This is a genomic window from Acrocarpospora corrugata (genome assembly GCF_009687845.1).
GTDB classification, from domain to species: Bacteria; Actinomycetota; Actinomycetes; order Streptosporangiales; family Streptosporangiaceae; genus Acrocarpospora; species Acrocarpospora corrugata.
In genome coordinates, this window is sequence record NZ_BLAD01000056.1 from 16,411 (window position 1) to 39,805 (window position 23,395).

Annotated in this window: 28 protein-coding genes; 3 read left to right on the forward strand and 25 right to left on the reverse strand. The window is 68.7% G+C overall.

Translation table 11 applies throughout. From position 1 onward, the window contains the following. Positions 1-30: 30 nt before the first annotated feature. The 16 genes from nuoK to Acor_RS20960 all read right to left on the reverse strand — a co-directional run bounded on the left by nuoK (position 31) and on the right by Acor_RS20960 (position 14,222). A complete protein-coding gene (gene nuoK / locus Acor_RS20885; RefSeq protein ID WP_155338388.1) occupies positions 31-327 on the reverse strand; it encodes an NADH-quinone oxidoreductase subunit NuoK in 297 nt (98 codons plus the stop codon). Continuing rightward, positions 324-1,103, reverse strand: a complete 780-nt coding sequence (locus tag Acor_RS20890) for an NADH-quinone oxidoreductase subunit J (RefSeq protein ID WP_155338389.1) — start codon at positions 1,101-1,103, stop codon at positions 324-326. The genes nuoK and Acor_RS20890 overlap by 4 nt, the downstream gene beginning before the upstream one ends. Beyond that, complete coding sequence (gene nuoI, locus Acor_RS20895; RefSeq protein ID WP_155338390.1) at positions 1,096-1,611, reverse strand: NADH-quinone oxidoreductase subunit NuoI; 516 nt, start codon at positions 1,609-1,611, stop codon at positions 1,096-1,098. The genes Acor_RS20890 and nuoI overlap by 8 nt, the downstream gene beginning before the upstream one ends. Beyond that, the gene (gene nuoH / locus Acor_RS20900) at positions 1,604-2,974 is read right to left on the reverse strand and encodes an NADH-quinone oxidoreductase subunit NuoH (protein WP_155338391.1); all 1,371 of its coding nucleotides are present in this window, start codon (positions 2,972-2,974) and stop codon (positions 1,604-1,606) included. The genes nuoI and nuoH overlap by 8 nt, the downstream gene beginning before the upstream one ends. Beyond that, positions 2,971-5,364 (reverse strand): NADH-quinone oxidoreductase subunit G, encoded by a 2,394-nt coding sequence (locus tag Acor_RS20905; protein ID WP_155338392.1) that lies wholly within the window; start codon positions 5,362-5,364, stop codon positions 2,971-2,973. The genes nuoH and Acor_RS20905 overlap by 4 nt, the downstream gene beginning before the upstream one ends. Beyond that, complete coding sequence (nuoF, locus tag Acor_RS20910; protein ID WP_155338393.1) at positions 5,361-6,647, reverse strand: NADH-quinone oxidoreductase subunit NuoF; 1,287 nt, start codon at positions 6,645-6,647, stop codon at positions 5,361-5,363. Before nuoF ends, Acor_RS20905 begins: the two co-directional genes overlap by 4 nt. Beyond that, positions 6,644-7,297 (reverse strand): NADH-quinone oxidoreductase subunit NuoE, encoded by a 654-nt coding sequence (gene nuoE / locus Acor_RS20915; protein WP_155338394.1) that lies wholly within the window; start codon positions 7,295-7,297, stop codon positions 6,644-6,646. The genes nuoF and nuoE overlap by 4 nt, the downstream gene beginning before the upstream one ends. After that, entirely contained in the window at positions 7,294-8,619 is a 1,326-nt protein-coding gene (locus Acor_RS20920) for an NADH-quinone oxidoreductase subunit D (protein ID WP_155338395.1), read from the reverse strand. Before Acor_RS20920 ends, nuoE begins: the two co-directional genes overlap by 4 nt. After that, positions 8,616-9,269 (reverse strand): NADH-quinone oxidoreductase subunit C, encoded by a 654-nt coding sequence (locus tag Acor_RS20925; protein WP_155338396.1) that lies wholly within the window; start codon positions 9,267-9,269, stop codon positions 8,616-8,618. Before Acor_RS20925 ends, Acor_RS20920 begins: the two co-directional genes overlap by 4 nt. Then, a complete protein-coding gene (locus Acor_RS20930; protein WP_155338397.1) occupies positions 9,266-9,817 on the reverse strand; it encodes a NuoB/complex I 20 kDa subunit family protein in 552 nt (183 codons plus the stop codon). Before Acor_RS20930 ends, Acor_RS20925 begins: the two co-directional genes overlap by 4 nt. A gap of 6 nt (positions 9,818-9,823) precedes the next feature. Continuing rightward, positions 9,824-10,183 (reverse strand): NADH-quinone oxidoreductase subunit A, encoded by a 360-nt coding sequence (locus Acor_RS20935; RefSeq protein ID WP_155338398.1) that lies wholly within the window; start codon positions 10,181-10,183, stop codon positions 9,824-9,826. A 52-nt stretch (positions 10,184-10,235) separates the two neighbouring features. Continuing rightward, the gene (locus Acor_RS20940) at positions 10,236-11,504 is read right to left on the reverse strand and encodes a geranylgeranyl reductase family protein (protein WP_155338399.1); all 1,269 of its coding nucleotides are present in this window, start codon (positions 11,502-11,504) and stop codon (positions 10,236-10,238) included. Positions 11,505-11,677: 173 nt separating this feature from the next. Beyond that, a complete protein-coding gene (locus Acor_RS20945; protein WP_155338400.1) occupies positions 11,678-11,860 on the reverse strand; it encodes a DUF397 domain-containing protein in 183 nt (60 codons plus the stop codon). Between the two features lie 101 nt (positions 11,861-11,961). Then, complete coding sequence (locus tag Acor_RS20950; protein WP_155338401.1) at positions 11,962-12,201, reverse strand: DUF397 domain-containing protein; 240 nt, start codon at positions 12,199-12,201, stop codon at positions 11,962-11,964. A 109-nt stretch (positions 12,202-12,310) separates the two neighbouring features. Further along, complete coding sequence (locus tag Acor_RS20955) at positions 12,311-13,174, reverse strand: helix-turn-helix domain-containing protein (protein ID WP_170317017.1); 864 nt, start codon at positions 13,172-13,174, stop codon at positions 12,311-12,313. 331 nt (positions 13,175-13,505) lie between these two features. After that, positions 13,506-14,222: a demethylmenaquinone methyltransferase gene (locus Acor_RS20960; protein WP_155338403.1), complete on the reverse strand. Its 717-nt coding sequence runs from the start codon at positions 14,220-14,222 to the stop codon at positions 13,506-13,508. Between the two features lie 75 nt (positions 14,223-14,297). Here Acor_RS20960 and Acor_RS20965 point away from each other — a divergent pair, with 75 nt between their 5' ends. Then, positions 14,298-15,518 carry a delta-60 repeat domain-containing protein gene (locus tag Acor_RS20965; protein ID WP_170317018.1) on the forward strand — a complete coding sequence of 407 codons (1,221 nt, stop codon included), beginning with the start codon at positions 14,298-14,300 and terminating at the stop codon, positions 15,516-15,518. Here the strand turns inward: Acor_RS20965 and Acor_RS20970 are convergent. Continuing rightward, positions 15,515-15,721, reverse strand: coding sequence for a DUF4229 domain-containing protein (locus Acor_RS20970; protein WP_155338404.1), 207 nt, complete (start codon positions 15,719-15,721; stop codon positions 15,515-15,517). The genes Acor_RS20965 and Acor_RS20970 overlap by 4 nt on opposite strands. Before the next feature lie 240 nt (positions 15,722-15,961). On the opposite strand from Acor_RS20970, the gene Acor_RS20975 reads away from it, so the two are divergent. After that, complete coding sequence (locus tag Acor_RS20975) at positions 15,962-16,201, forward strand: BldC family transcriptional regulator (RefSeq protein WP_155338405.1); 240 nt, start codon at positions 15,962-15,964, stop codon at positions 16,199-16,201. Between the two features lie 113 nt (positions 16,202-16,314). On the opposite strand, the gene Acor_RS20980 is transcribed toward Acor_RS20975, so the two are convergent. Together Acor_RS20980 and Acor_RS20985 are read right to left on the reverse strand one after the other, a co-directional pair. Continuing rightward, positions 16,315-16,551, reverse strand: a complete 237-nt coding sequence (locus Acor_RS20980; RefSeq protein WP_155338406.1) for a hypothetical protein — start codon at positions 16,549-16,551, stop codon at positions 16,315-16,317. An 11-nt stretch (positions 16,552-16,562) separates the two neighbouring features. Beyond that, the gene (locus Acor_RS20985) at positions 16,563-17,375 is read right to left on the reverse strand and encodes a hypothetical protein (protein WP_246238857.1); all 813 of its coding nucleotides are present in this window, start codon (positions 17,373-17,375) and stop codon (positions 16,563-16,565) included. A 198-nt stretch (positions 17,376-17,573) separates the two neighbouring features. Here Acor_RS20985 and Acor_RS20990 point away from each other — a divergent pair, with 198 nt between their 5' ends. Then, positions 17,574-17,867, forward strand: a complete 294-nt coding sequence (locus Acor_RS20990; protein ID WP_155338407.1) for a PLDc N-terminal domain-containing protein — start codon at positions 17,574-17,576, stop codon at positions 17,865-17,867. Here the strand turns inward: Acor_RS20990 and ccsB are convergent. The 6 genes from ccsB to Acor_RS21020 all read right to left on the reverse strand — a co-directional run bounded on the left by ccsB (position 17,864) and on the right by Acor_RS21020 (position 23,254). After that, positions 17,864-18,772 (reverse strand): c-type cytochrome biogenesis protein CcsB, encoded by a 909-nt coding sequence (ccsB, locus tag Acor_RS20995; protein ID WP_155338408.1) that lies wholly within the window; start codon positions 18,770-18,772, stop codon positions 17,864-17,866. The genes Acor_RS20990 and ccsB overlap by 4 nt on opposite strands. Further along, positions 18,762-20,309, reverse strand: coding sequence for a cytochrome c biogenesis protein ResB (resB, locus tag Acor_RS21000; protein WP_155338409.1), 1,548 nt, complete (start codon positions 20,307-20,309; stop codon positions 18,762-18,764). The genes ccsB and resB overlap by 11 nt, the downstream gene beginning before the upstream one ends. Continuing rightward, positions 20,309-21,037: a cytochrome c biogenesis CcdA family protein gene (locus Acor_RS21005; RefSeq protein ID WP_155338410.1), complete on the reverse strand. Its 729-nt coding sequence runs from the start codon at positions 21,035-21,037 to the stop codon at positions 20,309-20,311. The genes resB and Acor_RS21005 overlap by 1 nt, the downstream gene beginning before the upstream one ends. Beyond that, on the reverse strand, positions 21,024-21,593 hold the full coding sequence (locus Acor_RS21010) for a TlpA family protein disulfide reductase (RefSeq protein ID WP_155338411.1): 570 nt from the start codon (positions 21,591-21,593) through the stop codon (positions 21,024-21,026). The genes Acor_RS21005 and Acor_RS21010 overlap by 14 nt, the downstream gene beginning before the upstream one ends. 66 nt (positions 21,594-21,659) lie before the next feature. Continuing rightward, complete coding sequence (locus Acor_RS21015; protein ID WP_155338412.1) at positions 21,660-22,295, reverse strand: histidine phosphatase family protein; 636 nt, start codon at positions 22,293-22,295, stop codon at positions 21,660-21,662. Positions 22,296-22,315: 20 nt separating this feature from the next. After that, the gene (locus Acor_RS21020; protein ID WP_155338413.1) at positions 22,316-23,254 is read right to left on the reverse strand and encodes a LysR family transcriptional regulator; all 939 of its coding nucleotides are present in this window, start codon (positions 23,252-23,254) and stop codon (positions 22,316-22,318) included. Between the last annotated feature and the right edge of the window lie 141 nt (positions 23,255-23,395).

A 23,395-nucleotide genomic window follows, 5' to 3' on the forward strand; every position in this document is an offset into this window, starting at 1 on the left:
AGGATCTCAGCGGGTTCCACGGTCACCTCTTTAGTACTTCAGCAGGCTGGCGTCGTCGACGGACGCGGACCTGCGGGTTCGGAAGATCGTCACGATGATGGCCAGCCCCACGACGACCTCGGCGGCCGCCACGATCATCACGAAAAAGGCGATGACCTGGCCCTCGATGTTCCCGTGCTGGCGGGCGAAGGTGACGAACGCCAGGTTGCAGGCGTTGAGCATGAGCTCCACGCACATGAAGACCACGATGGCGTTGCGCCGGATCAGCACGCCGATGCCGCCGATCGCGAACAGCAGCGCGCTCAGGATCAGGTAGTGGGTGGTCACTTGGAGTTCTCGCCTTCCGTGATCTCGGCGACCGGGGTCTCGGACGCGTCCAGCTCACCGGAACGCTCTTCGAGGAGCTCTTCGGTGTGCCGGGCCAGGTGCCGGTTGACCGACAGCTGCGAGATCGATCCGTCGGGCAGCAGCGCGGGCATGTCGATGGCGTTGTGCCGGGCGTAGGTGCCGGGACCCGGCAGCGAGGCCGGGTTGGCGCCGGTCTCGCCGAACGCGACGAACCGGGCCCTGGACAGGTCCTTCTGGGTGGCCTTCGCCTCGGCGCGCTCCCGGTGCGCGAGCACCATCGCGCCCAGCGCCGCCGTGATCAGCAGCGCCGAGGTGACTTCGAACGCGAAGACGTACCGAGTGAAGATCGCCTCGGCCAGGCTGGGCACGTTGCCGGCCTGGTTGACGGCGGCCAGCCCGGTCGGCGCGGCGAAGACGACGTTGCCGAAGCCGAGCGCCAGCAGGACGGCGAAGCCGAGACCGGCCAGGAACGCCCAGAAGCGCTGGCCGCGCAGGGTCTCCACCAGCGAGTCCGAGGAGTCCACGCCGACCAGCATGAGCACGAACAGGAAGAGCATCATGACCGCGCCGGTGTAGACGATGATCTGCACCGCGGCCAGGAAAGGCGCGTCCTGTACGGCGTAGAGCACCGCCAGCGAGAGCATGACCACGCCGAGCATCAGCGCGGAGTACACCGCCTTGCGGCTGAAGACGAGTCCGAGCGCCGCGGCGACGGAGGCCACCGCCAGCACCCAGAACGTGACCGTCTCACCCATTGTCGCGCCCCAACCGGTAGTAGTCCTCTTCGGTCTCTCCGAGGCGCATCGGGTGCGGCGGCTGCTCCATGCCGGCCATCAGCGGGGCGAGCAGCATCTCCTTGGTGTAGATGAGCGACTCGCGGGTGGTGTCGGCCAGCTCGTACTCGTTGGTCATCGTCAGCGCCCGGGTCGGGCACGCTTCGATGCACAGGCCGCACAGGATGCACCGCAGGTAGTTGATCTGGTACGTCCGGCCGTACCGCTCACCGGGCGAGTAGCGTTCCTCGTCGGTGTTGTCGCCGCCCTCCACGAAGATGGCGTCGGCCGGGCACGCCCAGGCGCACAGCTCGCAGCCGATGCACTTCTCCAGGCCGTCCGGCCAGCGGTTGAGCTGGTGCCGCCCGTGGAAGCGAGGCGCCGTCGGGCGCTTCTCCTCCGGGTAGTTGACCGTGATCGGCTTCTTGAAGATGTGGTGGAAGGTGACGCCGAACCCCTTGACCGGATTCAGCCATTCGAACTTAGGCACTGGGGACCTCCTTGCGATTAAGCCCCGTGGTGGCCCCGTGGTAGTGCGGAAGATCAAGGGCGGGCACCGGGAACCCGCCGGCCGTGGGCTGGTCGCGGAGCTGGTCGAACTCCTCCGCCTCCTGGGCGGCCCGCTGCTCCCTGCGGCGCTGCAGCACGGTGTCGAACCGGAAGTACACGCCGAGCGCGCCGACCACCACGATCGCCATCAGCACGATGACGAGCGGGCTGTTGTCGACCCGCAGGGCGCGGAAGCTGGCCACCATCAGGATCCAGGCCAGGTTCAGCGGGATCAGGACCTTCCAGCCGAAGTGCATCAGCTGGTCGTACCTGACCCGCGGCAGCGAGGCGCGGACCCAGACGAAGAAGCAGAAGAGCAGGACGAGCTTGGCGAAGAACCAGAGCATCGGCCACCAGCCGACGTTGGCGCCGTCCCACAGCGAGATCGGCCAGGGGGCCCGCCAGCCGCCGAGGAACAGCGTGGTCGCGACGCCGGAGACGACGAACACGTTCACGTACTCGGCCAGCATGAACATGGCGAACTTCAGCGACGAGGAGTACTCGGTGTGGAAGCCGCCGACCAGTTCGCCCTCGCCTTCCGGCAGGTCGAACGGGACCCGGTTGGTCTCGCCGAGCATGGTCAGCACGTAGATCAGGAACGACGGGATGAGCAGCACCGCGTACCAGGAGGGCAGCGGGATGTTCAGGCTCCCGAGCGCGAACGAGCCGCCGTCGGCCTGCTTGGCGACGATCTCGGAGGTGGACAGGGTGCCCGCGTAGAGGAAGACCGCCACGAAGGACAGGCCCATCGCGATCTCGTACGAGACCACCTGCGCGCTGGACCGCAGCCCGCCCAGGATCGCGTACGGCGAGCGCGACGCCCACCCGGCGAGCACGATCCCGTACACCCCGATCGAGGCCATCGCCAGGATCAGCAGCACCGCCACCGGCAGGTCGGTCAGCTGGAGCGGCGTCTTCACCCCGAACATCGACACGACCGGCCCGAACGGGATCACCGAGAAGGCCAGGAAGGCCGGCACCGCGATGATCACCGGGGCCAGGAAGTAGAGCAGCTTGTCGACCTTGCGCGGCATCAGGTCTTCCTTCAGCCCCATCTTCAGACCGTCCGCGACGGTCTGCAGCAGGCCGAACTTGCCCGCCCGGTTGGGGCCGTAGCGGTGCTGCATGCGTGAGATGAGCTTGCGCTCGGTCCACACGCCCATCAGCACGCCGACCATCAGGAAGACGAAGAGAAAGACGGCCTTGATGATGCTGATCCACAACGGATCGTGGCCGAAGTCCGCCAAGGTGGGCCCGGGGCTGGTCGGCCCCGGATTGGCCACCGGACTGACAAGGAAGGTCATGGCCGCTCCTCAGGGCCGATGATGGTGACGAGGTCGCCGGCCGCGGCCCGCAGGTCGCGGGTGGCCGAGACGCCGCCCGAGTTCGCGGGCACCCAGACCACCCGGTCCGGCAGGTCGGCGACGCGCAGCGGCAGGGTGACCCCGTTGACGGCGATCTTGTCGACCGCGCCGATCTCGGCGGCGGTGGCCGCGGACAGCAGCGCGACCGCCTCGCGGGCGGTGCCCGCCAGGTACGGCTCGCCGTCCTGCAGCTTGCCGTCGTCCAGCAGCAGCCGCCAGGTGGCCAGCACGGCCTGCCCGGCCTGCGGCACCTTGCCGGAGCCGCCGGTGACGATGGGGGCGGCCTGGCGGGAGCCCTTCCAGGCGCCGAGCCCGCCCAGCTCGCGGCGGACCGCGGCGACGTCGGGCAGCGCCAGGTGCACGTCCATGTGGTCGGCCAGCGCGACGACGGCCCGCAGGTCGCTCAGCACGCCGGGCACCGGGGTGGCGGCCTCGAAGGAGCGCCCGCGCCCCTCCCAGTCCACGAACGCGCCGGCCTTCTCGGCCACCGCGGCCACCGGGAGCACCACGTCGGCGCGGTCGGTGACGGCGCTGGCCCGGATCTCCAGGCTGACGATGAACGGGGTGTTCTCCAGGGCCCGCAGCGCGAGCTCGGGGTCGGGCAGGTCGTAGGGGTCGACCCCGGCGACGACCAGCGCGTCGAGCTCCTCGTCGAGGGCGGCGCGCAGGATGCCGGAGGTGTCCCGCCCGGGGGTCTCCGGCAGCGTGGACACGTTCCAGGCGCGGGCCACTTCGGCGCGGGCGTTGGCGTCGCCGACCGGCCGCCCTATCGGCAGCAGGTTGGGCAGCGCGCCCGCTTCGAGCGCGCCGCGCTCGCCGGCCCGCCTGGGCACCCAGGCGATCCTGGCGCTGGTCGAGCGGGCCAGCCGGAGCAGCGCCGACAGCGCGCCCCGGGTCCCGGCGAGCCGCTCGCCGACCAGGATGATCGCGCCTTCGGGGATGGTGCCGCCGCTGTTGGTCAGCTCGCCGATCACCTCGGCCTCTTCGCCGGGGACGGTCCTGATCAGGGTGCCGCCCATCTTGGCCAGGCCGGGCGTGGCGAAGGGGGCCAGCGCGTACACGCGCAGCCCCTTCTTCTGGTACGCCTTGCGGAGTCGCAGGAAGATGATCGGCGACTCCTCCTCCGGCTCGAAACCGGCCAGCAGCACGGCCGGCGCGTTCTCCAGGTCGGTGTAGGAGATGTCGATGCCCTTGCCGGCCACCGCGTGGGCCAGGAACTCGGCCTCCTCGGCGGAGTGGGCCCTGGCCCGGAAGTCGATGTCGTTGGTGCCGAGCGCGACCCGGGCGAACTTGCTGTAGGCGTACGCGTCCTCGACCGTGACCCGGCCGCCGACCAGCACGCCCGCGCGGCGGCCGGCCAGTCCGGCGGCGGCGACCGCGAGGGCCTCCGGCCAGGAGGCCGGGACCAGCACGCCCTCGGCGTTGCGGACCAGCGGGGTGCGCAGCCGGTCGGGGGCGGTGGTGTAGGCGAAGGCCCACCGGCCCTTGTCGCAGTTCCACTCCTCGTTGACCTGCGGGTCGTCCCCGGCCAGCCGGCGGGTGACCTTGCCGCGGCGGTGGTCGGTGCGGAGCGAGCAGCCGGACGCGCAGTGCTCGCACGCGCTCGGCGTGGAGACCAGGTCGAACGGCCGCGACTGGAACCGGTAGGCCGCGCCGGTGAGCGCGCCCACCGGGCAGATCTGGATGGTGTTGCCGGAGAAGTAGGACTGGAACGGCTCGCCCTCGGCGACCGCGACCTGCTCCTTGGCCCCGCGCTCGAAGAACTCGATGAACGGGTCGCCCGCGATCTGGTCGGAGAAGCGCAGGCAGCGGGCGCACTGCACGCAGCGCTCCCGGTCCAGCAGCACCTCGGTGGAGAGCGGGATCGGCTTGGGGAAGGTGCGCTTCTGCTCCTGGAACCGGGATTCGCCCTGCCCGTTGGACATGGCCTGGTTCTGCAGCGGGCACTCGCCGCCCTTGTCGCAGACCGGGCAGTCCAGCGGGTGGTTGAGCAGCAGCATCTCCATCACCCCGCGCTGCGCCTTCTCGGCGACCGGCGAGGTGAGCTGGCTCTGCACCACCATGCCCTCGGCCACTTCGATGGCGCAGGACGGCTGCGGCTTCGGGAAGCCCCGGCCGTTGCCGGCGTCGGTGATGTCCACCAGGCACTGGCGGCAGTTGGCCGCCGGGTCCAGCAGCGGATGGTCGCAGAAGCGGGGGATCTGGATCCCCAGCAGCTCGGCGGCCCGGATGATCATCGTGCCCTTCGGCACGCTGACCTGGAAGCCGTCGATGGTGAGCGTCACCAGATCGACGGTCGCCACTTCGGGCTGTGTTGCTTGGATGGTCACTTGGCCCCCCACACGGTGGACAGTGCGGGATCGAACGGACAGCCGCCGATCTCGAAGTGCTTCAGGTATTCGTCGCGGAAGTACTTGACCGACGAGTAGATCGGGCTGGTCGCCCCGTCGCCGAGCGCGCAGAACGAACGTCCGAGAATGTTGTCCGCGATGTCGGTGATGGTAGCGAGGTCCTCTTCGCCGCCCTGACCCGCCTCCAGCCGCTTGAGCACCTGCTTCAGCCAGAAGGTGCCCTCCCGGCAGGGGGTGCACTTGCCGCAGGACTCGTGCGCGTAGAACTCGGTCCAGCGCAGCGTCGCGCGGAGCACGCAGACCGTCTCGTCGAAGATCTGCAGGGCCCGGGTGCCGAGCATGGAGCCCTTGGCGCCGACCGACTCGAAGTCGAGCGGCACGTCCAGGTGCTCGTCGGTGAAGATCGGCGTGGACGAGCCGCCGGGGGTCCAGAACTTGAGCCGGTGACCCTCGCGGATGCCGCCCGCCATGTCGAGCAGTTCGCGCAGCGTGATGCCGAGCGGGGCCTCGTACTGGCCGGGCCTGGTCACGTGGCCGCTGAGCGAGAAGATGCCGAAGCCCTTGGACTTCTCGGTGCCCATGCCGGCGAACCAGTCCGCGCCGTTGGCCAGGATGGACGGGACCGAGGCGATGGACTCGACGTTGTTGATGACCGTCGGGGCCGCGTAGAGGCCGGCCACCGCCGGGAACGGCGGCTTCAGCCGGGGCTGGCCACGGTAGCCCTCCAGCGAGTCCAGCAGCGCGGTCTCCTCGCCGCAGATGTACGCCCCCGCGCCGGAGTGCACCACGAGTTCCAGGTCGAACCCGGAGTCGAAGATCCCGGTGCCGAGGTAGCCCTTCTCGTACGCCTCCCGGACCGCCGCGTGCAGCCGCCGGACCACGTGCAGGACCTCGCCGCGCACGTAGATGAACGCGTGGTTGGCCCGGATCGCGTACGCGGTGATGATGATGCCCTCGACCAGCGCGTGCGGGTTGGCCATCATGAGCGGGATGTCCTTGCAGGTTCCCGGCTCGGATTCGTCGGCATTGACGACCAGGTAATGCGGCTTGCCGTCATTTTGTGGGATAAATCCCCACTTCATGCCAGTCGGGAAGCCCGCGCCGCCACGGCCCCGCAGGCCGGAGTCCTTGACCGCCTGGATGATCGCGTCCGGGTCCATGCCCAGCGCCCGCTTGGCCGCCGAGTAGTCGCCGTACCCCTCCAGCGTGAAGGAGTTGGGCAGATCCCAGTTCTTGGTCAGGATCGGGGTGAGCGTCGTCACTTCGGAGCCTCCCAGCCGTTGGCCTTGGCGATGCGCAGGCCCTCCAGCGACGGCCCGACGGCGGACGGGCCGTCACCCGCGAGATCGTCGGGGATCCCGGCGAGGATGCGCGAGGCGTCCTTGAACGAGCAGAGCTTCTTCGGGCCCCGGGTCGGCAGCACGTTGGCGCCGTCCCGCAGGTCGTCCACCAGCTGCTTGGCCGAGGCCGGCGTCTGGTTGTCGAAGAACTCCCAGTTGACCGTCATCACCGGCGCGAAGTCGCAGGCCGCGTTGCACTCGATCCGCTCCAGCGAGACCTTGCCGTCCGGCGTGGTCTCGTCGGCGCCGATGCCCATGTGCTCGGTCAGCTCCGACCAGATCTGGTCGCCGCCCATCACCGCGCAGAGCGTGTTGATGCAGACCCCGACGTGGTACTCCCCGGCGGGCTTGCGCTTGTACATCGTGTAGAACGTCGAGACGCCGACCACCTCGGCCTTGGACAGGCCGAGGATCTCCGCGCAGAACTCGTGACCGTCGTCGGAGACGTAGCCGTCCTCCGACTGCACCAGGTGCAGCAGCGGCAGCAGCGCCGACCGCGCCTTCGGATAGCGGCCGATGATCTCCTTGGCGTCGGTCTCCAGACGCTCGCGGACCTCGGGTGAGTACGTCACCGGTCCACACCTCCCATAACGGGGTCGATCGAAGCGACCGCCGCGATCACGTCGGCGATCATGCCGCCCTCGCACATGGCCGGGACGGCCTGGAGGTTCGTGAAGGACGGGTCGCGGAAGTGCACACGGTACGGCCGGGTGCCGCCGTCGCTGACCACGTGCGCGCCGAGCTCGCCGCGCGGCGACTCGACCGAGGCGTACACCTGACCGGCCGGCACCCGGAAGCCCTCGGTGACCAGCTTGAAGTGGTGGATCAGGGCCTCCATCGAGCTGCTCATGATGTGCGCGATGTGGTTGGGCGAGTTGCCGAGGCCGTCGGGGCCCAGCGCGAGCTGCGCCGGCCAGCCGATCTTCTTGTCCTCGATCATCACAGGACCGGCCTTGAGCGGCCCCGCGAGGCGCTCCAGGCACTGCTCGATGATCTTGAGCGACTCTTCCATCTCGGCGACCCTGACCAGGTAGCGGCCGTACACGTCGCAGGACTGCTGCACCGGCACGTCGAAGTCGTAGGTCTCGTACCCGCAGTACGGCTGCGACTTGCGCAGGTCCCACGGCAGCCCGGCGGCCCGGATCATCGGCCCGGTGATGCCCAGCGCCATGCAGCCGGTCAGGTCCAGGTACGCCACGTCCTTGGTGCGGCGCAGGTAGACCGGGTTGGCGTCGAGCAGCTTGCGCATGTCCTTGATCCGCTGCGGCATGACCTTCAGCAGCTCGCCGACCTTGTCCAGCGCGCCGGCGGGCAGGTCCACGCTGACCCCGCCGGGCCGGACGTAGGCCATGTTCATCCGCAGGCCGGTGATGTACTCCATCACGTCCAGCACCATCTCGCGCTCGCGCGCGCCGAACAGGAACGGCGTGGTCGCGCCGAGCTCCATGCCGAAGGTGCCGATCGCCACCATGTGCGAGGAGATCCTGGTGAGCTCCATCATCATCACCCGGATGGCCTCGGCCCTGGCCGGGATCCGGTCGGTGATGCCGAGCAGCTTCTCCACGCCCAGGCAGTACGCGGTCTCGTTGAAGATCGGGGACAGGTAGTCCATCCGCGTGACGAAAGTCACGCCCTGGGTCCAGGTCCGGTACTCGATGTTCTTCTCGATGCCGGTGTGCAGGTAGCCGATGACCGTGCGGGCCTCGGTGACCGTCTCGCCGTCCAGGGTGAGGACCAGGCGGAGCACGCCGTGCGTGGACGGGTGCTGCGGGCCCATGTTGATGACGAGGCGCTCCTCGTCGGACTCCAGCACGGTGTCGACGAGCTGGTCCCAGTCCTGGCCGGCGACGTCGTAGACCTTGCCCTCGGCCGCTTCGGTGGCGTGGGTCGTCATGCGTATGACCTCCTCTGGTCGGGGGCGGGGATCTCCGCGCCGCGGTACTCGACCGGAATGCCACCGAGCGGGTAGTCCTTGCGCTGGGGGTGCCCCTCCCAGTCGTCCGGCATCTCGATCCGGGTGAGCGCCGGGTGACCGTCGAAGACGATGCCGAAGAAGTCGTAGGTCTCGCGCTCGTGCCAGTCGTGGGTCGGGTAGACCGAGACTGTGGACGGAATGTGCCGGTCGGTGTCGGCCGTGGCGGCCTCGACCCTGACCCGGCGGTTCAGCGTAATGGAGACCAGGTGGTAGACGGCCCGAAGCTCGGCGCCGGCCTCCTCCGGGTAGTGCACCCCGGAGACGCCAAGCGAGAGCTCGAACCGGAGCGCCGGGTCGTCCCGCAGCCGCTGCATGGTCTCGACCAGGCGGTCCTTGACCACGTGCAGGGTGAGCTCGCCGCGGTCCACGACCACCCGTTCCAGCAGCTCCTCGGGGAGTGCGTCCACGAGTTCGTCGAAGTAGCCGCCGTACGGGCGGGGGGTGGCCAGCTGCGGCGCGCGGCGGACCACCAGGCCGCCGTAGCCGGAGGTGTCACCGGAGCCCGCGACGCCGAACATGCCGGTCCTGGCGACCGGTTCCTGGGGCACCTCGGGCAGGTTGTCGCTCATTTCTGCATCCCCTGGTCGATCAGCGGCAGCGTCCGCAGCGCCTGGAGTTCGAGCTCCTGAACCTGCTTCTCGCGGTGCGCGCCGAACTTCATGTTCTGGATCTTGTCGTGCAGCTTGACGATGGCGTCGATCAGCATCTCCGGGCGCGGCGGGCAGCCGGGCAGGTAGATGTCGACGGGCACGACGTGATCCACGCCCTGCACGATGGCGTAGTTGTTGAACATTCCGCCAGTGGACGCGCAGACCCCCATCGAGATGACCCACTTGGGCTCGGCCATCTGGTCGTAGATCTGGCGCAGCACGGGGGCCATCTTCTGGGACAGCCGGCCGGCCACGATCATCAGGTCGGCCTGCCGGGGCGAGGCCGAGGCGCGTTCCATGCCGAACCTGGCCAGGTCGTGGGTCGGGCCGCCGGTCGACATCAGCTCGATGGCGCAGCAGGCCAGGCCGAAGGTCGCCGGCCACACGGAGTTCTTCCGCGCCCAACCGGCCATCTGCTCGACCGTGGTCAGCGCGAACCCGCTGGGGAGTTTCTCTTCGATGCCCATGGCTATCTAGTCCCAATCCAGGCCGCGGCGGCGCCACACGTAGGCGTACGCCACGAGCACGGTGACGATGAACAGCACCATCTCGATCAGCCCGAAGACGCCGAGCTGGTCGAAGGCCACCGCCCACGGATAGAGGAAGATGATCTCAATGTCGAAGACGATGAAGAGCATCGCGGTGATCATGTATTTCAGCGGGAACCGACCGCCGCCGACCGGCTGCGGAGTGGGCTCGATGCCGCACTCGTAGGCGTCCAGCTTGGCGCGGTTCCAGCGCTTGGGTCCGGTGAAGGGGGCGACGCTCACGGAGAAGACGGCGAATCCCGCCGCAAGGACCGCGAGCACCAGGATGGGCGCGTAGAGCTCCATCGCTAAGGCGTCCTCTCGGTGATAGAGATCATCAGGTTCAGTTTCACGATAGTCATGCCGGCGGAGTGACTTTGGACAGGGCGTTGATGATCCGGTCCGACGCGTCGCCGCGCCGGGGGTCGGTGAGGTTCGCGAGTAACTTCATGGCGAATCTCATCAGAACCGGATGCGGCAGTGTATGCCGGGTGATGAAGCCCATCACCCCGGGCTTGCCGATCGCCTCCACGAACAGGCGACCGAGAGTGAAGTATCCGCCGTACGCGTCCTTGAGTATCCCCGGATACGCGCGCAGGGTGCGCTCGCGCTGGGCGGCGGTGGGCTGGGCCAGTGCCGTCGCGATGGTGTCGGCCGCGATCCTGCCGGTCTCCATCGCGTACGCGATGCCTTCGCCGTTGAAGGGGTTGATCATGCCGCCGGAGTCGCCGACCAGGACCAGGCCACGGGTGTAGTGGGGCTGCCGGTTGAAGGCCATCGGCAGGGCCGCGCCGCGGATCGGCGTGGTCCGGTTCTCCTCGGTGAAACCCCACTCCGGGGGCATGTGCCGGACCCAGCGGCGGACCAGGTCGCGGTAGTCGATGTTCTTGAAAGATTCACTGGTGTTGAGCAGCCCGAGGCCGACGTTGGCCGTGCCGTCGCCGACGCCGAAGATCCAGCCGTAGCCGGGCAGCAGGCGGTCGCCGTCCCAGAGTTCGAGCCAGATCTCCAGGTAGTCGTCGTCGTGGCGCGGGCTGGTGTAGTACGTCCGGACCGCGACGCCCATCGGGCGGTCCTCGCGCTTGTGCAGGCCCATCGCGAGAGAGAGCCGGGTGGAGTTGCCGTCGGCGGCGACGACCACTCTGGACCGGTACACCTCGCCGGTCTGGGAGCGCACGCCGATCACGTGGCCGCTGCGCTCGTCCAGCACAGGACCGGCGACGTTGACGCCCTCCAGCAGCCTCACGCCGCCCTTGACGGCGTTGCCGGCCAGAATCTGGTCGAAGTCCTGCCGGGTTCGCACCAGGCCGAAGTCCGGGAAACTCTGCAGCTCGGGCCAGTCCAGCTCGAAGCTGCGGCCGCCGCCGACCACGCGCAGGCCCTTGTTCCGCACCCAGCCAGGGGCGCCGATGTCGACGCCCATGGCCAGGAGCTCTTTCACGGCACGCGGCGTGAGCCCGTCCCCGCAGACCTTCTCGCGCGGGAACCTGGTCTTCTCCAGCAACAGGACCGAGAGGCCGGACTGCGCCAGATAGTAGGCAGTCGTCGACCCGGCGGGGCCGGCGCCAACGACGATCACGTCGGCGTCCGCCGCCACCCGCTCTGTCGCGGGGCCTGACTCGCTCACGGGGGACCTGTCCTGTCCTAGGACGAAAGCCGGGACGGTTAGGGCCTTCGTGCCTTTGTGAACCTCTTCACAAACTTGTCGGCCGCAGTCTAGTGCGTCCCGTTGCCGCTTTGTCAGGGGGTAGGCGGCTACTAGCCGGTAACTGGCTTGGCCGCCGATCCGGAGGATCGGCCTTAAACACTGCCTTGCTTGAGGGTCTGGATGAAGTCGGACCAGACGTCGCGGGGGAAGTCGAGGGCGGCGCCGGCGGGATTCTTTGAATCGCGCATGCCGACGCTCTCGCCCATGCGCACCTCCACGCATTCACCGCTGACACTGCTGAAGCTGCTCTTGACCCAGTCATGCGGCGACTGCATGAACGTTCTCCAATTATGAAGACGCCCGTGACCCGAGGGACAGGGGCGAAGGTTGGTACGACGGGGTACCCATGATCCCCCAAATCAGGGGGTTCTGTCAGTCACTCCTGGTAATCCTGTTCGGAGCGTTCCCAATTCGCCAGGTCAAATTCCCCGGCGCGCACGCCGCCCAGGAATGCGACCCACTCGCCGGGCGTGAAGATCAGGGGTGAACAGCCCGGGTGCTTGGAATCACGGACCGCGACCGTGTCGTCGACCACCGCGACCTCCACGCATTCCCCGTTCACACCGCTGAAGGTGCTCCTACGCCAATCGATCCGCTTGCCACTGGCAGCCGCCATTGCCGCATCCTTTGCCCGGAAACCGGGGTGGGTATACCCGGGTTCCCCGGCCCAGAAATACGGCAGAGCTTTACAAAGCACCCTTACAGGGCACTACTGGAACAACTGCCTACATCTCAGCGCGAGCGGCGATGAGCGTCATGGACTCCTCCTCGCTCAGGGACGCGTCCCTGAGATGGTCCAGGAGCAGGCGGAACCGGTACGTGGTGGCCTCATCCTCCTGAAACGTTCCGCCGGCCACGCTCTCCAGATACACCACGTCGTCATAGAGCGGCCCGAACCCATTGATCTCCGGAAATTTCAGGATTACGAAGCTGTCGGAGTCGATCGGATGCGGGCCGTCCAGGGCCAGGATCCGGACCGAGACGTTGGGGAGTTCGGCCAGCGCGTACAGATGCTGGAGCTGTTCCCGCATGACCTGCTCGGAGCCGAACCGGCGTAACAGCGCCGACTCGTCCACCACCGCGCTGACCCGCAGCAGCTGCTCGGCCACCAGCGCCTGGCGGCGGACCCGGACCTGGGTGCGCCGCTCGACCTCGCCGGGCGAGAGCCGGGTGAAGGTCTCGGTGCTGTTCAGGGCGCGGGCGTACTCGACCGTCTGGAGCAGGCCGGGGATGCCGCGGGACTGCCAGGTCAGCATCTCCTCGGCGGCGGTCTCCAGGCCGACATAGGTCACGTACGACTCCGGCAGCGTGTCCGCGTAGGCGTCCCACCAGCCCTTGCTCTCCGCCCGCGCGGCCAGCGCGAGCAGGAACTGACTGGTCGTGGACCCGATCCGGTAGTGCGTGAGCAGCGTGCGGACATCGCGCTCACGGGGCAGGATCTGCCCGTTCTCCAGCCGGCTGATCTTGGACGTCGACCACTTGAGCTGGTCGGCGACCTGCACGCCGCTGAGCCCCACCGCCTCACGCAGCCGGCGTAGTTCGACCGCGAGCCGACGCCGACAGACAGTCGGGCTGAGTTCCGGCGCCACCGACCATCTCCCTCCAGCAAACCCACCCATAATACGGGTAAATATCCCAGCTTAACGTGGCTTTCAAGACCGAAACGGGTACCCTGCGGCATCCCGAATAGATTCCCCGCGGGAATTGCAGTGCTTATTGCCGATCCTTCGGATCGGCGGGCTTGGCCGCTCCTTAGCCTGAGTCTTCCCTCGTCACTCCGGGGCGCTTCGCTCCCCTGCGTTCCTCAGTCCAGACACAGGCGCGGCCAAGCCGGGACATATGGCTTACGGTGCGGAGTTTACCGAGCTAGGCCGGATGGATATAGGCGTGGCAAGGTGGGATAGCTTTCGCCGGGCTATTTCAGGCGGCCTTGACTGCCCGGTGCAGGGCCACGATGCCCAGGCTCAGATTGCGCCAGGCCACCCTGCGCCAGCCCGCGGTCTGCATGACCTGCGACAACTCCGCCTGGTCGTACCAGTCGCGAATGGACTCGGCCAGGTATTCGTAGGAGTCGGGGTTGGAGCTGACCGCGCGGGCCACCTGCGGGAGCAGGCGCATCAGGTACTGCGTGTAGACCACGTCGAAGGCCTTGACCGGCGGGCGGGAGAACTCGCAGATCACCAGGCGCCCACCGGGGCGGGTGACGCGCAGCAGCTCGGCCAGGGCCTGGTGGGTGTCGGCGACGTTGCGCAGGCCGAACGAGATGGTCACCGCGTCGAACGCGCCGTCCGCGAAGGGCAGCCGGAGCGCGTCGCCGCCGACGAAGCTGACGCCGGCGCCGGACAGGCCGGAACCTCCGTGTTTCTGGACGCCGGCCCTGAGCATGCCGAGGGAGAAGTCACAGGCGATGGCGCGCGCGCCGAGCGTGGTGAAGGCGTCCGTGGAGGTGCCGGTGCCGGCCGCCAGATCCAGCACGACCTCGCCGGGCCCTGCGTCCACCGCGCGCGCCGTGGCGCGCCGCCACAGCCGGTCCTGGCCAAGTGACAGCACGTCGTTGACCAGGTCATAACGCCGGGCCGTGCGATCGAACATCGCGGCGACTTCGTGCGGCTGCTTGTCCAAAGATGCGCGCGTCATGGCACAACCCTAGCGTTCCCGCTCATGCACGGAACGTCACCTCTTCGCTACGGAGAGTCTGCTAGGACTTGGGGAATGCGTGCCAGAAATTTAATCGCGACATTCGTGTCGGCGGCGATGGTGATCCCGATCGGCCCCGCTCAGGCCGGCATCCGGCAGGCGCAGGTGGTCTCCGCGAACCCGTCGGGACGGACCCCGCATGTGCTCGACGGCATCGTCAACGCGCTCGCCCTGGTCGGCGACACCGTGGTGGTGGGGGGCGAGTTCAGCCTGGTCAGGAACGTGGGGAGCACGACCGAGCTGCGCCGCCCGAACCTGTTCGCCTTCGACCTGCGGACCGGCAGGATCGACCCCGGCTTCGCGCCCAGGATGGACGGGCCGGTGTTCGCGCTGGCTTCCGGCGCCGGTGGAACGGTCTACGCCGGCGGCGCGTTCACCCGCGGCCTGGTCCGGCTGGACCTCGCCGACGGCGCGCCGGTCCGCTCCTTCACCGGCGCCACCTACGGCGGCGAGGTCTCCAGCCTGGTACGGCGCGGCGACCAGCTCTACGTGGGCGGCGACTTCACCCAGATCGCCCGCGCCACCAGACCCGCCCTGGCCAGGCTGAACGCGACCACCGGCGCCGTGGACCCGACCTTCACCGTCACCCCCGGCGGCGGTGAGACGAAAATCACGGCGATGGCGGCCAGCCACGACCGGCTGGTCGTGGACGGCTCCTTCACCACCCTGGACGGCCTCCCCCGCCCGCAACTCGGCGTGATCGACCTGACCACCGGCAAGGTGGCCGACTGGCGCACCGACGCGTACGCGCCGGAGTGCCTGGCGGTGTTCCCGTCCTACGTCCGCGGCCTGGACCTGTCCCCCGACGGCTCCTACTTCGTGGTGGTCACCACCGGCGGACCGGCTCCCCGCACCCGCAAACTCTGCGACACCGCGGCCCGCTTCGAGACCTACGCGAAGGGCGAAGGAATCCGCCCGACCTGGGTGAACCACACGGGCGGGGACTCGCTCTACTCGGTGGCCGTGACCGGCGCCGCGGTCTACGTCGGCGGCCACCAGCGCTGGCTGGACAACCCGTACGGCTCCGACACCGCGGGCCAGGGCGCCGTGTCCCGGCCGGGGATCGGCGCGATCCATCCGAGCACCGGGAAGGCCCTCGACTGGAATCCGACTCGGGCTCGGGGAATCGGTGTGAAAGCGTTTCTCCCGGTAAAGAACGGTCTTTTGGTCGGAAGCGACACGACGCGGCTGGGAGGTGAGTACCATGCCCGAGTCGGATTGTTCCCGATGCCCTAGCCCTCGGGCAGGTCGCGCCTACTACTGATCCGCGTACTGACCGCGTCACGTTGCCTTGACAGCAGAACGTAACTGGCCAGCCCGCTGACCAAGAAGGCCACGGCCAGCAGCGCGTAAGTGCGCAGACCGAGGAGATAGAGCACGCCCAAGGCGATGGCGAACAAGCCCAGACGGGAGAGGGTGTAAACGATAACCGCGCGCACAGCGTCGAGGTTACGTCACTCTCCCGTATCGCGGACTCTCTTCGCATCAGGCGCGAGCACTGCTAGGGTTCCCATCACGGCGCTTTCGTAAAGAAACACCCATGAGCGCCCCAAAGAGGCTCTATCATATAACAATCGGGCACTGAGCCGGTAACAACCCGTGATCTTCTCTGAAAACCACGGATAAATCAGGCTTCGCTCGGCACACTGGTTACCTGTCCGCCCGCTGCAGGACGCGGGATGCGAGGGGGAGAGATTGTGGAGAGTAGCAGCGAGCGACTGCTGACCCCTGGAGAGGTTGCCGCCCTCTTCCGGGTCGACCCGAAGACCGTGACACGCTGGGCCGCGGCGGGGCGAATCAGCAGCATCCGTACCCCCGGAGGGCATCGGCGATTCCGCGAGTCGGAAGTACACGCCCTCCTTCGCGGTGAGGAAGTCCTGACGGCCGACCGGCCGAACGGAGACTCACCGCGAGTCTGACGCACCACTGCACCACAGCAGCACCTGCACCACATGACCAGCTGTTGGTGATCCTGCGACTCCCGGAAGGCGCAGGGTCACCGGGTTATCGACGAGCGCGGCGCGCGAGCCCGCTACTCCAGCTCGGATTTGAACGCCAGGAACTCCTGTTCCAGGGCGTCGTTTTCTTCTTGCCAGCGGCGACGGCGGGTGGCTTCTTCTTCCTCGGTAATGGATTCGGGGAGCCACTGGTCGTAGTCCGGCTCGCCTGGCGCGATCTCGACGTACGCGTTGCCGATCAGGCGCCCGTCATCGCTGGTCAACGACTGCGGCACGCGCAGTGTCCCGTCAGCGAGCCGGATCACGAACATTGCTAGACCACCTATATTCCGTAGCGCCTGTTGAAGAAGAGCATGACGTTCAGTGCGGTCCGGGTGTTCCCGCCGAGCATGTCCACCAGGGCCGGCCGCTGCCGTGACGCGATGGCCGCGAAGGCGTCCGCGAAGAACTCCTTGCGACCGAGTGTGCCCGGCTGTTTGTGGAAGGCCGACGCGAGTAACGGACGGCATTCCTCGTAGAGAGCGGCGAACTCCGGTGAGTCCGAAACCCACTCTCCCGGACGGGCGTCCACGTCGTCCAGCGCATGCCCGACTTCGTGCATCATCACATCTGGTGTCGGAGATGGCCGGTCGCCCACCACGATCTTGCGGTCGCCATACGCGCCGGCGCAGATGTCCCAGGTGGCCCGGCCCGACGGCAGCGGCGCACCCCGCAGGTACCCCATGTCGTCCAGGTCGGGAACTCCGCCTCGGCCCACGTAGATGCCGTCCAGTCCGGCCGCGAGCAACTCCTTGAGCCGGTCGGGCAGCCGCGCCAGGCTGTCCACCGCGCGCACCGCGTCCGGCGACGGCGGGCCGTCCTGTGCGTCCCACTGGCGGTACAGCACCCGCTCCAGGGCCCCGCAGTGCCGCCTCCCATCCCTGCTGTCCGGCCGGTCGGGCCGATGCGGCGAGGCCCTGGCCGGTTGGTCGTCCAGTTCGAAGTCGCGCCAGGTGTACTGGGGCCGATCCACCACGGGGGCGGTCACCGCCATCCGGCGCTCGATGTGCTTCTCCGGCTGCTTGTCCGGGTGTTTCTCCGCCCGCTGCTCTGCGGTCTCGATCCCACGGTAAGGCGACGCATAGGTGGCCCCCACCTGGCCCCGCTGCCACCACCGAGTCCCTCGCCGGTGGCGGCCTCTATCGCCCTGCTGCGCCATCGCACCTCTCTCTTTGTCGGGAAGGTGCTTGTACCGCACTACCGTACGATGCCGCTCTTCGAGAGTCATCCCTAATGATGTACGGCTATCGCGATGGAAACCCGATCATCGGGTCGCATCGTTTACCGTGTGGGCATGGCTAACGTGGTTGTCGGTCTGGCGTTGCTGGCCTTCTGGCTCTACTGCCTCTTCGACGTGATCACGACACCGGCCGAATACATTCGCGGCCTGCCGAAAGGCATGTGGGTCCTCATTACGGTCGTGCCGGCGATCGGGGGGTTGCTCTGGTTGCTGGCGGGGCGGCCACAGTACGCGCCGGCCGTACCGAGCGAGGCCGAGCAGCCGCCGCCCCCGTCAGGCCCGCGCGGACCCGACGACGACCCTGACTTCCTCCGGAACCTGGAACGGCGGCTACGCGACGAGGACTAGGGCACGTCCGCGTAGGAGTGCAGCCCGCCGAAGAAGATGTTCACGCCGACCAGGTTGAACAGCAGGCAGCCGAAGGCGATCAGCGACACGATCATCGCGGCCTTGCCCTTCCAGCCGGCCGTGGCGCGAGCGTGCAGGTAGGCCGCGTACGCCACCCAGGTGATGAACGCCCAGACCTCCTTCGGGTCCCAGTTCCAGTATCGGCCCCACGCCTTGTCGGCCCAGAGCGCGCCGGAGATGACGGCGAACGTCCAGATCGGGAAGCCGATCACGATCACCCGGTGCGCGATCCGCTCCAGGTCGGCGCGGGCCGGCAGCCGGGACTCGCCCTCCCGGCGGATCAGGTACAGCGCGGCGGCCACCCCGCCCACCGTGAACAGGCCGCTGGCGGCGATCGCGGCGGACACGTGGATGGCCACCCAGTAGGAGTCCAGCGCCGGCACCACCGGACCGGCCTGCGTGTACAGCACCCGGACCGCGAAGCCGAGCCCGAGCGCGGCGATCACGGTCACGAACGCGCCCAGGAACCGGACCGGGTAGCGCAGCTGCATGAACAGGTAGACGGTCACGGCGGCGAGGATCATCGCCACCACGAACTCGTACATGTTGCCCCACGGCCACCGCTCGACCGCCAGGCCGCGGGTGAGCGTGGCGGTCACGTTGGCGGCCCAGCCGATCCAGCTGGCCCCCACCGCGAGCCGGCCGGCCTGGCGGGCCCAGACGACCGGTTCGCCCGGCTGGGTCTCGGTGACGGTGCCGCCGTCGGACCTGACGAGTTCGCGGACCTGGGCCGGCCGGGTGCCGAAGGCGAGCTCCAGCGCGTAACCGATCATGGCGGCCAGGTACAGCAGGATGGCGGCCAGGATGAGCTGGTCGCTCAGTGTGGCCAGACTGTCAGCGGTCATCCGTGACTCCTGAACGGGGGTTGAGCGAGGCGACGATCTCGGCGAACTCGTCGGTGAAGTTCGACCCCTCGGTGCGCGACAATCCTCCCACCGTGGCCCTTCCGTCCGTCATCCGGACCCAGACCCGGCGGCGGCGGATGGTCAGCGACAGCACCAGGCCGAGCACGGTGGCGATCGAGGCCAGCAGCGCGGGCATCCGGCCGGGGTCGTAGGTGGTCTGCAGCGCGATCCACTCCTTGACGCCGGTGAACTGGATCTTTCCGGCGCCGTCCGGCAGGTCGAGCGCCTCGCCGACGGCCAGCGGGCGCGGCTGCGCGGTCATCTTGCCGAGCGGTTTGAGGTTCTGGTGCGCGCCCAGGTCGTAGACCGACTGGGGCTGGCCGGAGTCCAGGCCGAGGTCCCCCGCGAACGGCCAGATCTGCACGGTCGGGTTGACGGCGCCGGGGAAGACCGAGACCCAGTCGTCCCCGGCGGGCAGCGTGGACGGCAGGAACCTGCCCAGGAAGGCCAGCTGCTGGGGGGCGGCGTCGGGGACCTTGATGACGCATTCGGATTCGAAGGTCGAGGTGTTGGAGGTCAGGCACGGCACCGGGCCCTCGTACGCGACCTGGCCCGCGCCGTCGGTGACCGTGAAGACGGGCGCGTAGCCGTGGCCGATCAGGTAGGTGAGCGTGCCGTTCACGTCCAGCGGCTCGTTGACCTGAAGGTCCACCACGCGGTCGGGCGCGCCGGGTGCGTCCTTGACGCTGAGGGTGGCCGAGTAGGTGAGCGGCTGGCCGACCTTCTCGTGGCCGGGGCCGACGTAGGTGGCCTGGAAGTCGGTGAGCCGGAAGGAGAAGGGTTCCAGCGATTCCGCGGTGACCGAGGCGCCGGGGACGTACCGGTCGTAGGCGGCCACGGTGTTGGCGAAGCCGTCGCCTTCGACCACCAGAACGTTGCCCTTGTAGCCGTACAGGCCGCCGACGCCGACGGCGAGCAGCAGGACCAGCAGCGCGAGGTGGAACACCAGGTTGCCTGTCTCGCGCAGGTGGCCCTTCTCGGCGGCCACCCAGTCGGGGCCGGTCTCGACCCGGAAACGGCGCTTCTTCAGTACGGCCACCGCATCGGCGAGGGTCAGTTCCCCGTCGAGTTCGGCGTGGTGCGGGAGGCGGAGCAGGTTGCGCGGCGCGGCCGGGGGCTTGCGGCGGATCTCCTTCAGGTGCGCGAGCGTGCGCGGCAGCACGCAGCCGACCAGCGACAGGAACAGCAGCAGGTAGATGGCCGCGAACCAGGGCGAGCGGAACACGTCGAACATCCAGAACCGGTCCAGCCACTCCGCCCTGACCGGCTCCGCCGCGAAGTAGCGGGCCACCTGACCGGGGTCGACGGCGCGCTGCGGGAAGACCGAGCCGGGCACCGAGGCCAGCGCGAACAGGAACAGCAGGATGAGCGCGGTCCGCATCGAGGTGAGCGTGCGCCAGCCCCAGCGCAGCCAGCCGATCACGCCCAGGCCGACCGGTTTGGCGGCCTGTTTCTGCTCTTCTTCGACTACCGTCATCAGATCACCGGCTCGAATCCGCCCACCCAGCCCTGCAGGCCCGCGATGAGCTCACCCCACAGGCCGGTGACGAGCAGCAGCCCCACGGCCACCAGCATCGCGCCGCCGACCCGGGTGATGAGTTGGGAATGGCGGCGGACCGCCTTGAACGTCCGCAGCGCCCTGCGGTAGGCGAGCCCGGCCAGGATGAACGGGAGGCCGAGGCCCAGGGCGTATCCGAAGGCCAGCAGCGCGCCGCGGGCGGCGCTGCCCTGGTCGACGGAGAGGGTCAGCACGACGGCCAGGGTGGGGCCGATGCACGGCGTCCAGCCGAGGCCGAAGACGATGCCGAGCAGCGGCGCGCCAGCCAGCCCGGCGGCGGGCAGCTTGTGGATCCGGAAGTCGCGCTGCAACCCGGGGATCAGCCCGAGGAACGCGAGCCCGAGCACGATGGTGAGCGCGCCCAGCACCCGGGTGATCGTCTGGGCGTTGCCGAGCAGGGCCGAGCCGAGCCCGCCGAAGAGCGCGCCGCCGAGCACGAAGACCAGGGCGAACCCGAGCACGAACAGGCCGGTGCCCAGCACCAGCGTGCGCCGGCGCGGGTCGGCGCTCATCCCCGTGACGTAGGACAGGTAGCCAGGCACCAGCGGCAGCACGCACGGCGAGAGGAACGAGACCAGGCCGGCCAGCAGCGCGATCGGCAGCGCGACCAGCAGCGAGCCCGAGGCGACGGTGTCAGCGAGGTTCACGGAGGACCTTGGTGACGGCGTCGAGGAGTGCCTGGTATTTGACCCCGCCGAGGGCCCGCGCGGCGATCTTGCCGTTCCTGTCGATGATCAGCGTGGACGGGATGGCGGCGGGCGGCACGGTCCCCTGGAACCCGAGCAGCACCTGGCCCTGCTGGTCGTGGATGCTCGGATACCCCGGCTCCATCGTCCGGTCGTAGGCCAGCGCGGCGGTCTTCTGGTCCTTGAAGTTCACCCCGAGGAAGTCCGCCCCTTCCGCCTTGGTCCGGGCGGCGACGTCCTTCAGGATCGGCCCCTCGGCCCGGCAGGGCGCGCACCAGGACGCCCAGAAGTTCAGCACGACGACCTTGCCCTTGGCCAGCGCGGCGGCGGAACCGTCCAGCGACTGCCCTTCGACCACCGGGGCGGCTTTGCGCTCCCCCGGCTCGAACATCTGGATCTTGCCGTCTCCGGGGATGAAACGCGTGTCCCCGGACTCCGGCTGCCCCGAACTCTGGTTGCCCGCGCAACCCGTCAGCAGCACGACGGCAAGCGCGATGGCAAGGGGTTTGGTGGGCATCGGAGAACGATCTCCTAGTACTACGGCCAGTAGAGCAACGTCACTCTACCGTGGGGGCGCCTCGCCCTAGGCTCCGGCCAGGGGGTTGCCCTTTTGCAGGATCGCGGCCGGTTCTGTGTATCCGACGGCGACCAGCCGCTCGTCCTCGAAGGTGAAGCTGGTCAGGCTGGCCACCGAGCACTGGCGGCGGCGCGGGTCGTGCCAGAGCCGCCGGTTCTCCGCCGCCAGCCTTATGATCCAGATCGGCAGCTGGTGGCTGACCAGCAGGATCTCGTGACCGGGGACGGCCTTGAGCGCGGAGTCTATGACGGACTTCATCCGGGCCACCACATCCAAATAGGCCTCCCCCCAGGTCGGCCGGCGAGGATCGCGGAGGTGCCAGTAGTTGCGCGGATCGCGAAACATGGCGTTGACGAGGTTCTTGCCCTCGAAGACGTTGGTCGCCTCCAGCAGGCGGTCGTCCAGGATGACCTCAAGCCCGCCCAGCGCCTCGGCGCACGGCGCGGCCGTCTCCTGGGCGCGCTCCATCGGCGAACTCCAGATCGCCACGATGTCCCGGCCCGCGATGGACTTGGCCACCATGTCGGCCATCGCCCGGCCGTTGTCGGACAGGTGGTATCCCGGCAGTCTGCCGTAGAGGACGCCCGCGGGGTTGTACACCTCGCCATGGCGCAGCAGATGAACGACGGTGGTCTCAGTCATGGTGGCGCCAGCCTACTGCGCTAAACGGACGTGGTAAGCGTTGCCGCGCCCGGCTCCAGCGCCAGCGGGGCGCACGCGGCGCGCAGCGCCTCCACGGCCGCGCGGATGGCCGGACGGCGGGCCGCGTCGGTCCGCCAGAGGCCGTAGACCCGGCGGATCGGGCGGGGCAGGATCGGCACCATGCGCACCCCCGCCGGGACGACGCCCCGGCCCAGGCGCGGGATCAGCGCATACCCGTGCCCGGCCGCGACCATGGCCAGCTGGCTCGGGTACTCGTCGGCGTAGCAGACCACCTTGGGCTCCTTCTCCGAGGACCGGATCAGGAACATCAGGAAGTCGTGGCAGACCGTCCCCGGGGTGGAGATGATCCACTGATCGCCGGGCAGGTCGGCCAGGGCCACCTCGCGCTGGTCGGCCAGCGCGTGATCGGCCGGTACGGCGACGTCGGCCACGTCCTCCAGCAGGGTGGCCCGGGACAGGCCGTCCGGGATGGCCATCGGCCGGTTCACCCAGTCCTGCACCACGGCCAGGTCGATCTCGCCCCGGGTGACCTCGCGCAACTGCCGTTCAGGCTCGCGCTCGTGCACCAGGATGTCGAGGTCCGGATGGCGCTCCTTGAGCAGGGTGAGCGCGCTCGGCATGATGCCGCGCGCGGCGGTCGGGAAGGCCGCCATGGACAGCCTGCCGACGACCGCGCCGCGCAGCGCCTCGAAGTCGGCCTCGGCGGTCTCCACCAGGGCCAGGATCTTCTCGGCGTGCTCGGCCAGCAGCCCGGCGGCGTCGGTCAGCTTCACGCCGCGCCCGTTCCGCTCGACCAGCACGGCCCCGGTCTCCCGCTCCAGTTTGGCGAGCTGCTGGGAGATCGCGGACGGCGTCACCATCAGCGCTTCCGCCGCCGCGCCGACCGAACCGTAGGTCGCGACCGCGTGCAGCGCCTTCAACCGGTGCAAGTCCAACATGTAGCTAGCCTAAACCATGCACCTAAGAAAATCTCGCTTGTGCTCAACTGTTAAGCGCTGGACAATGAATACATGAGAATCCTGAACAACCTCTTCACGAAGAGCACCCGTCACGCCGAGCTCTCCTACCTGGAGACCCTC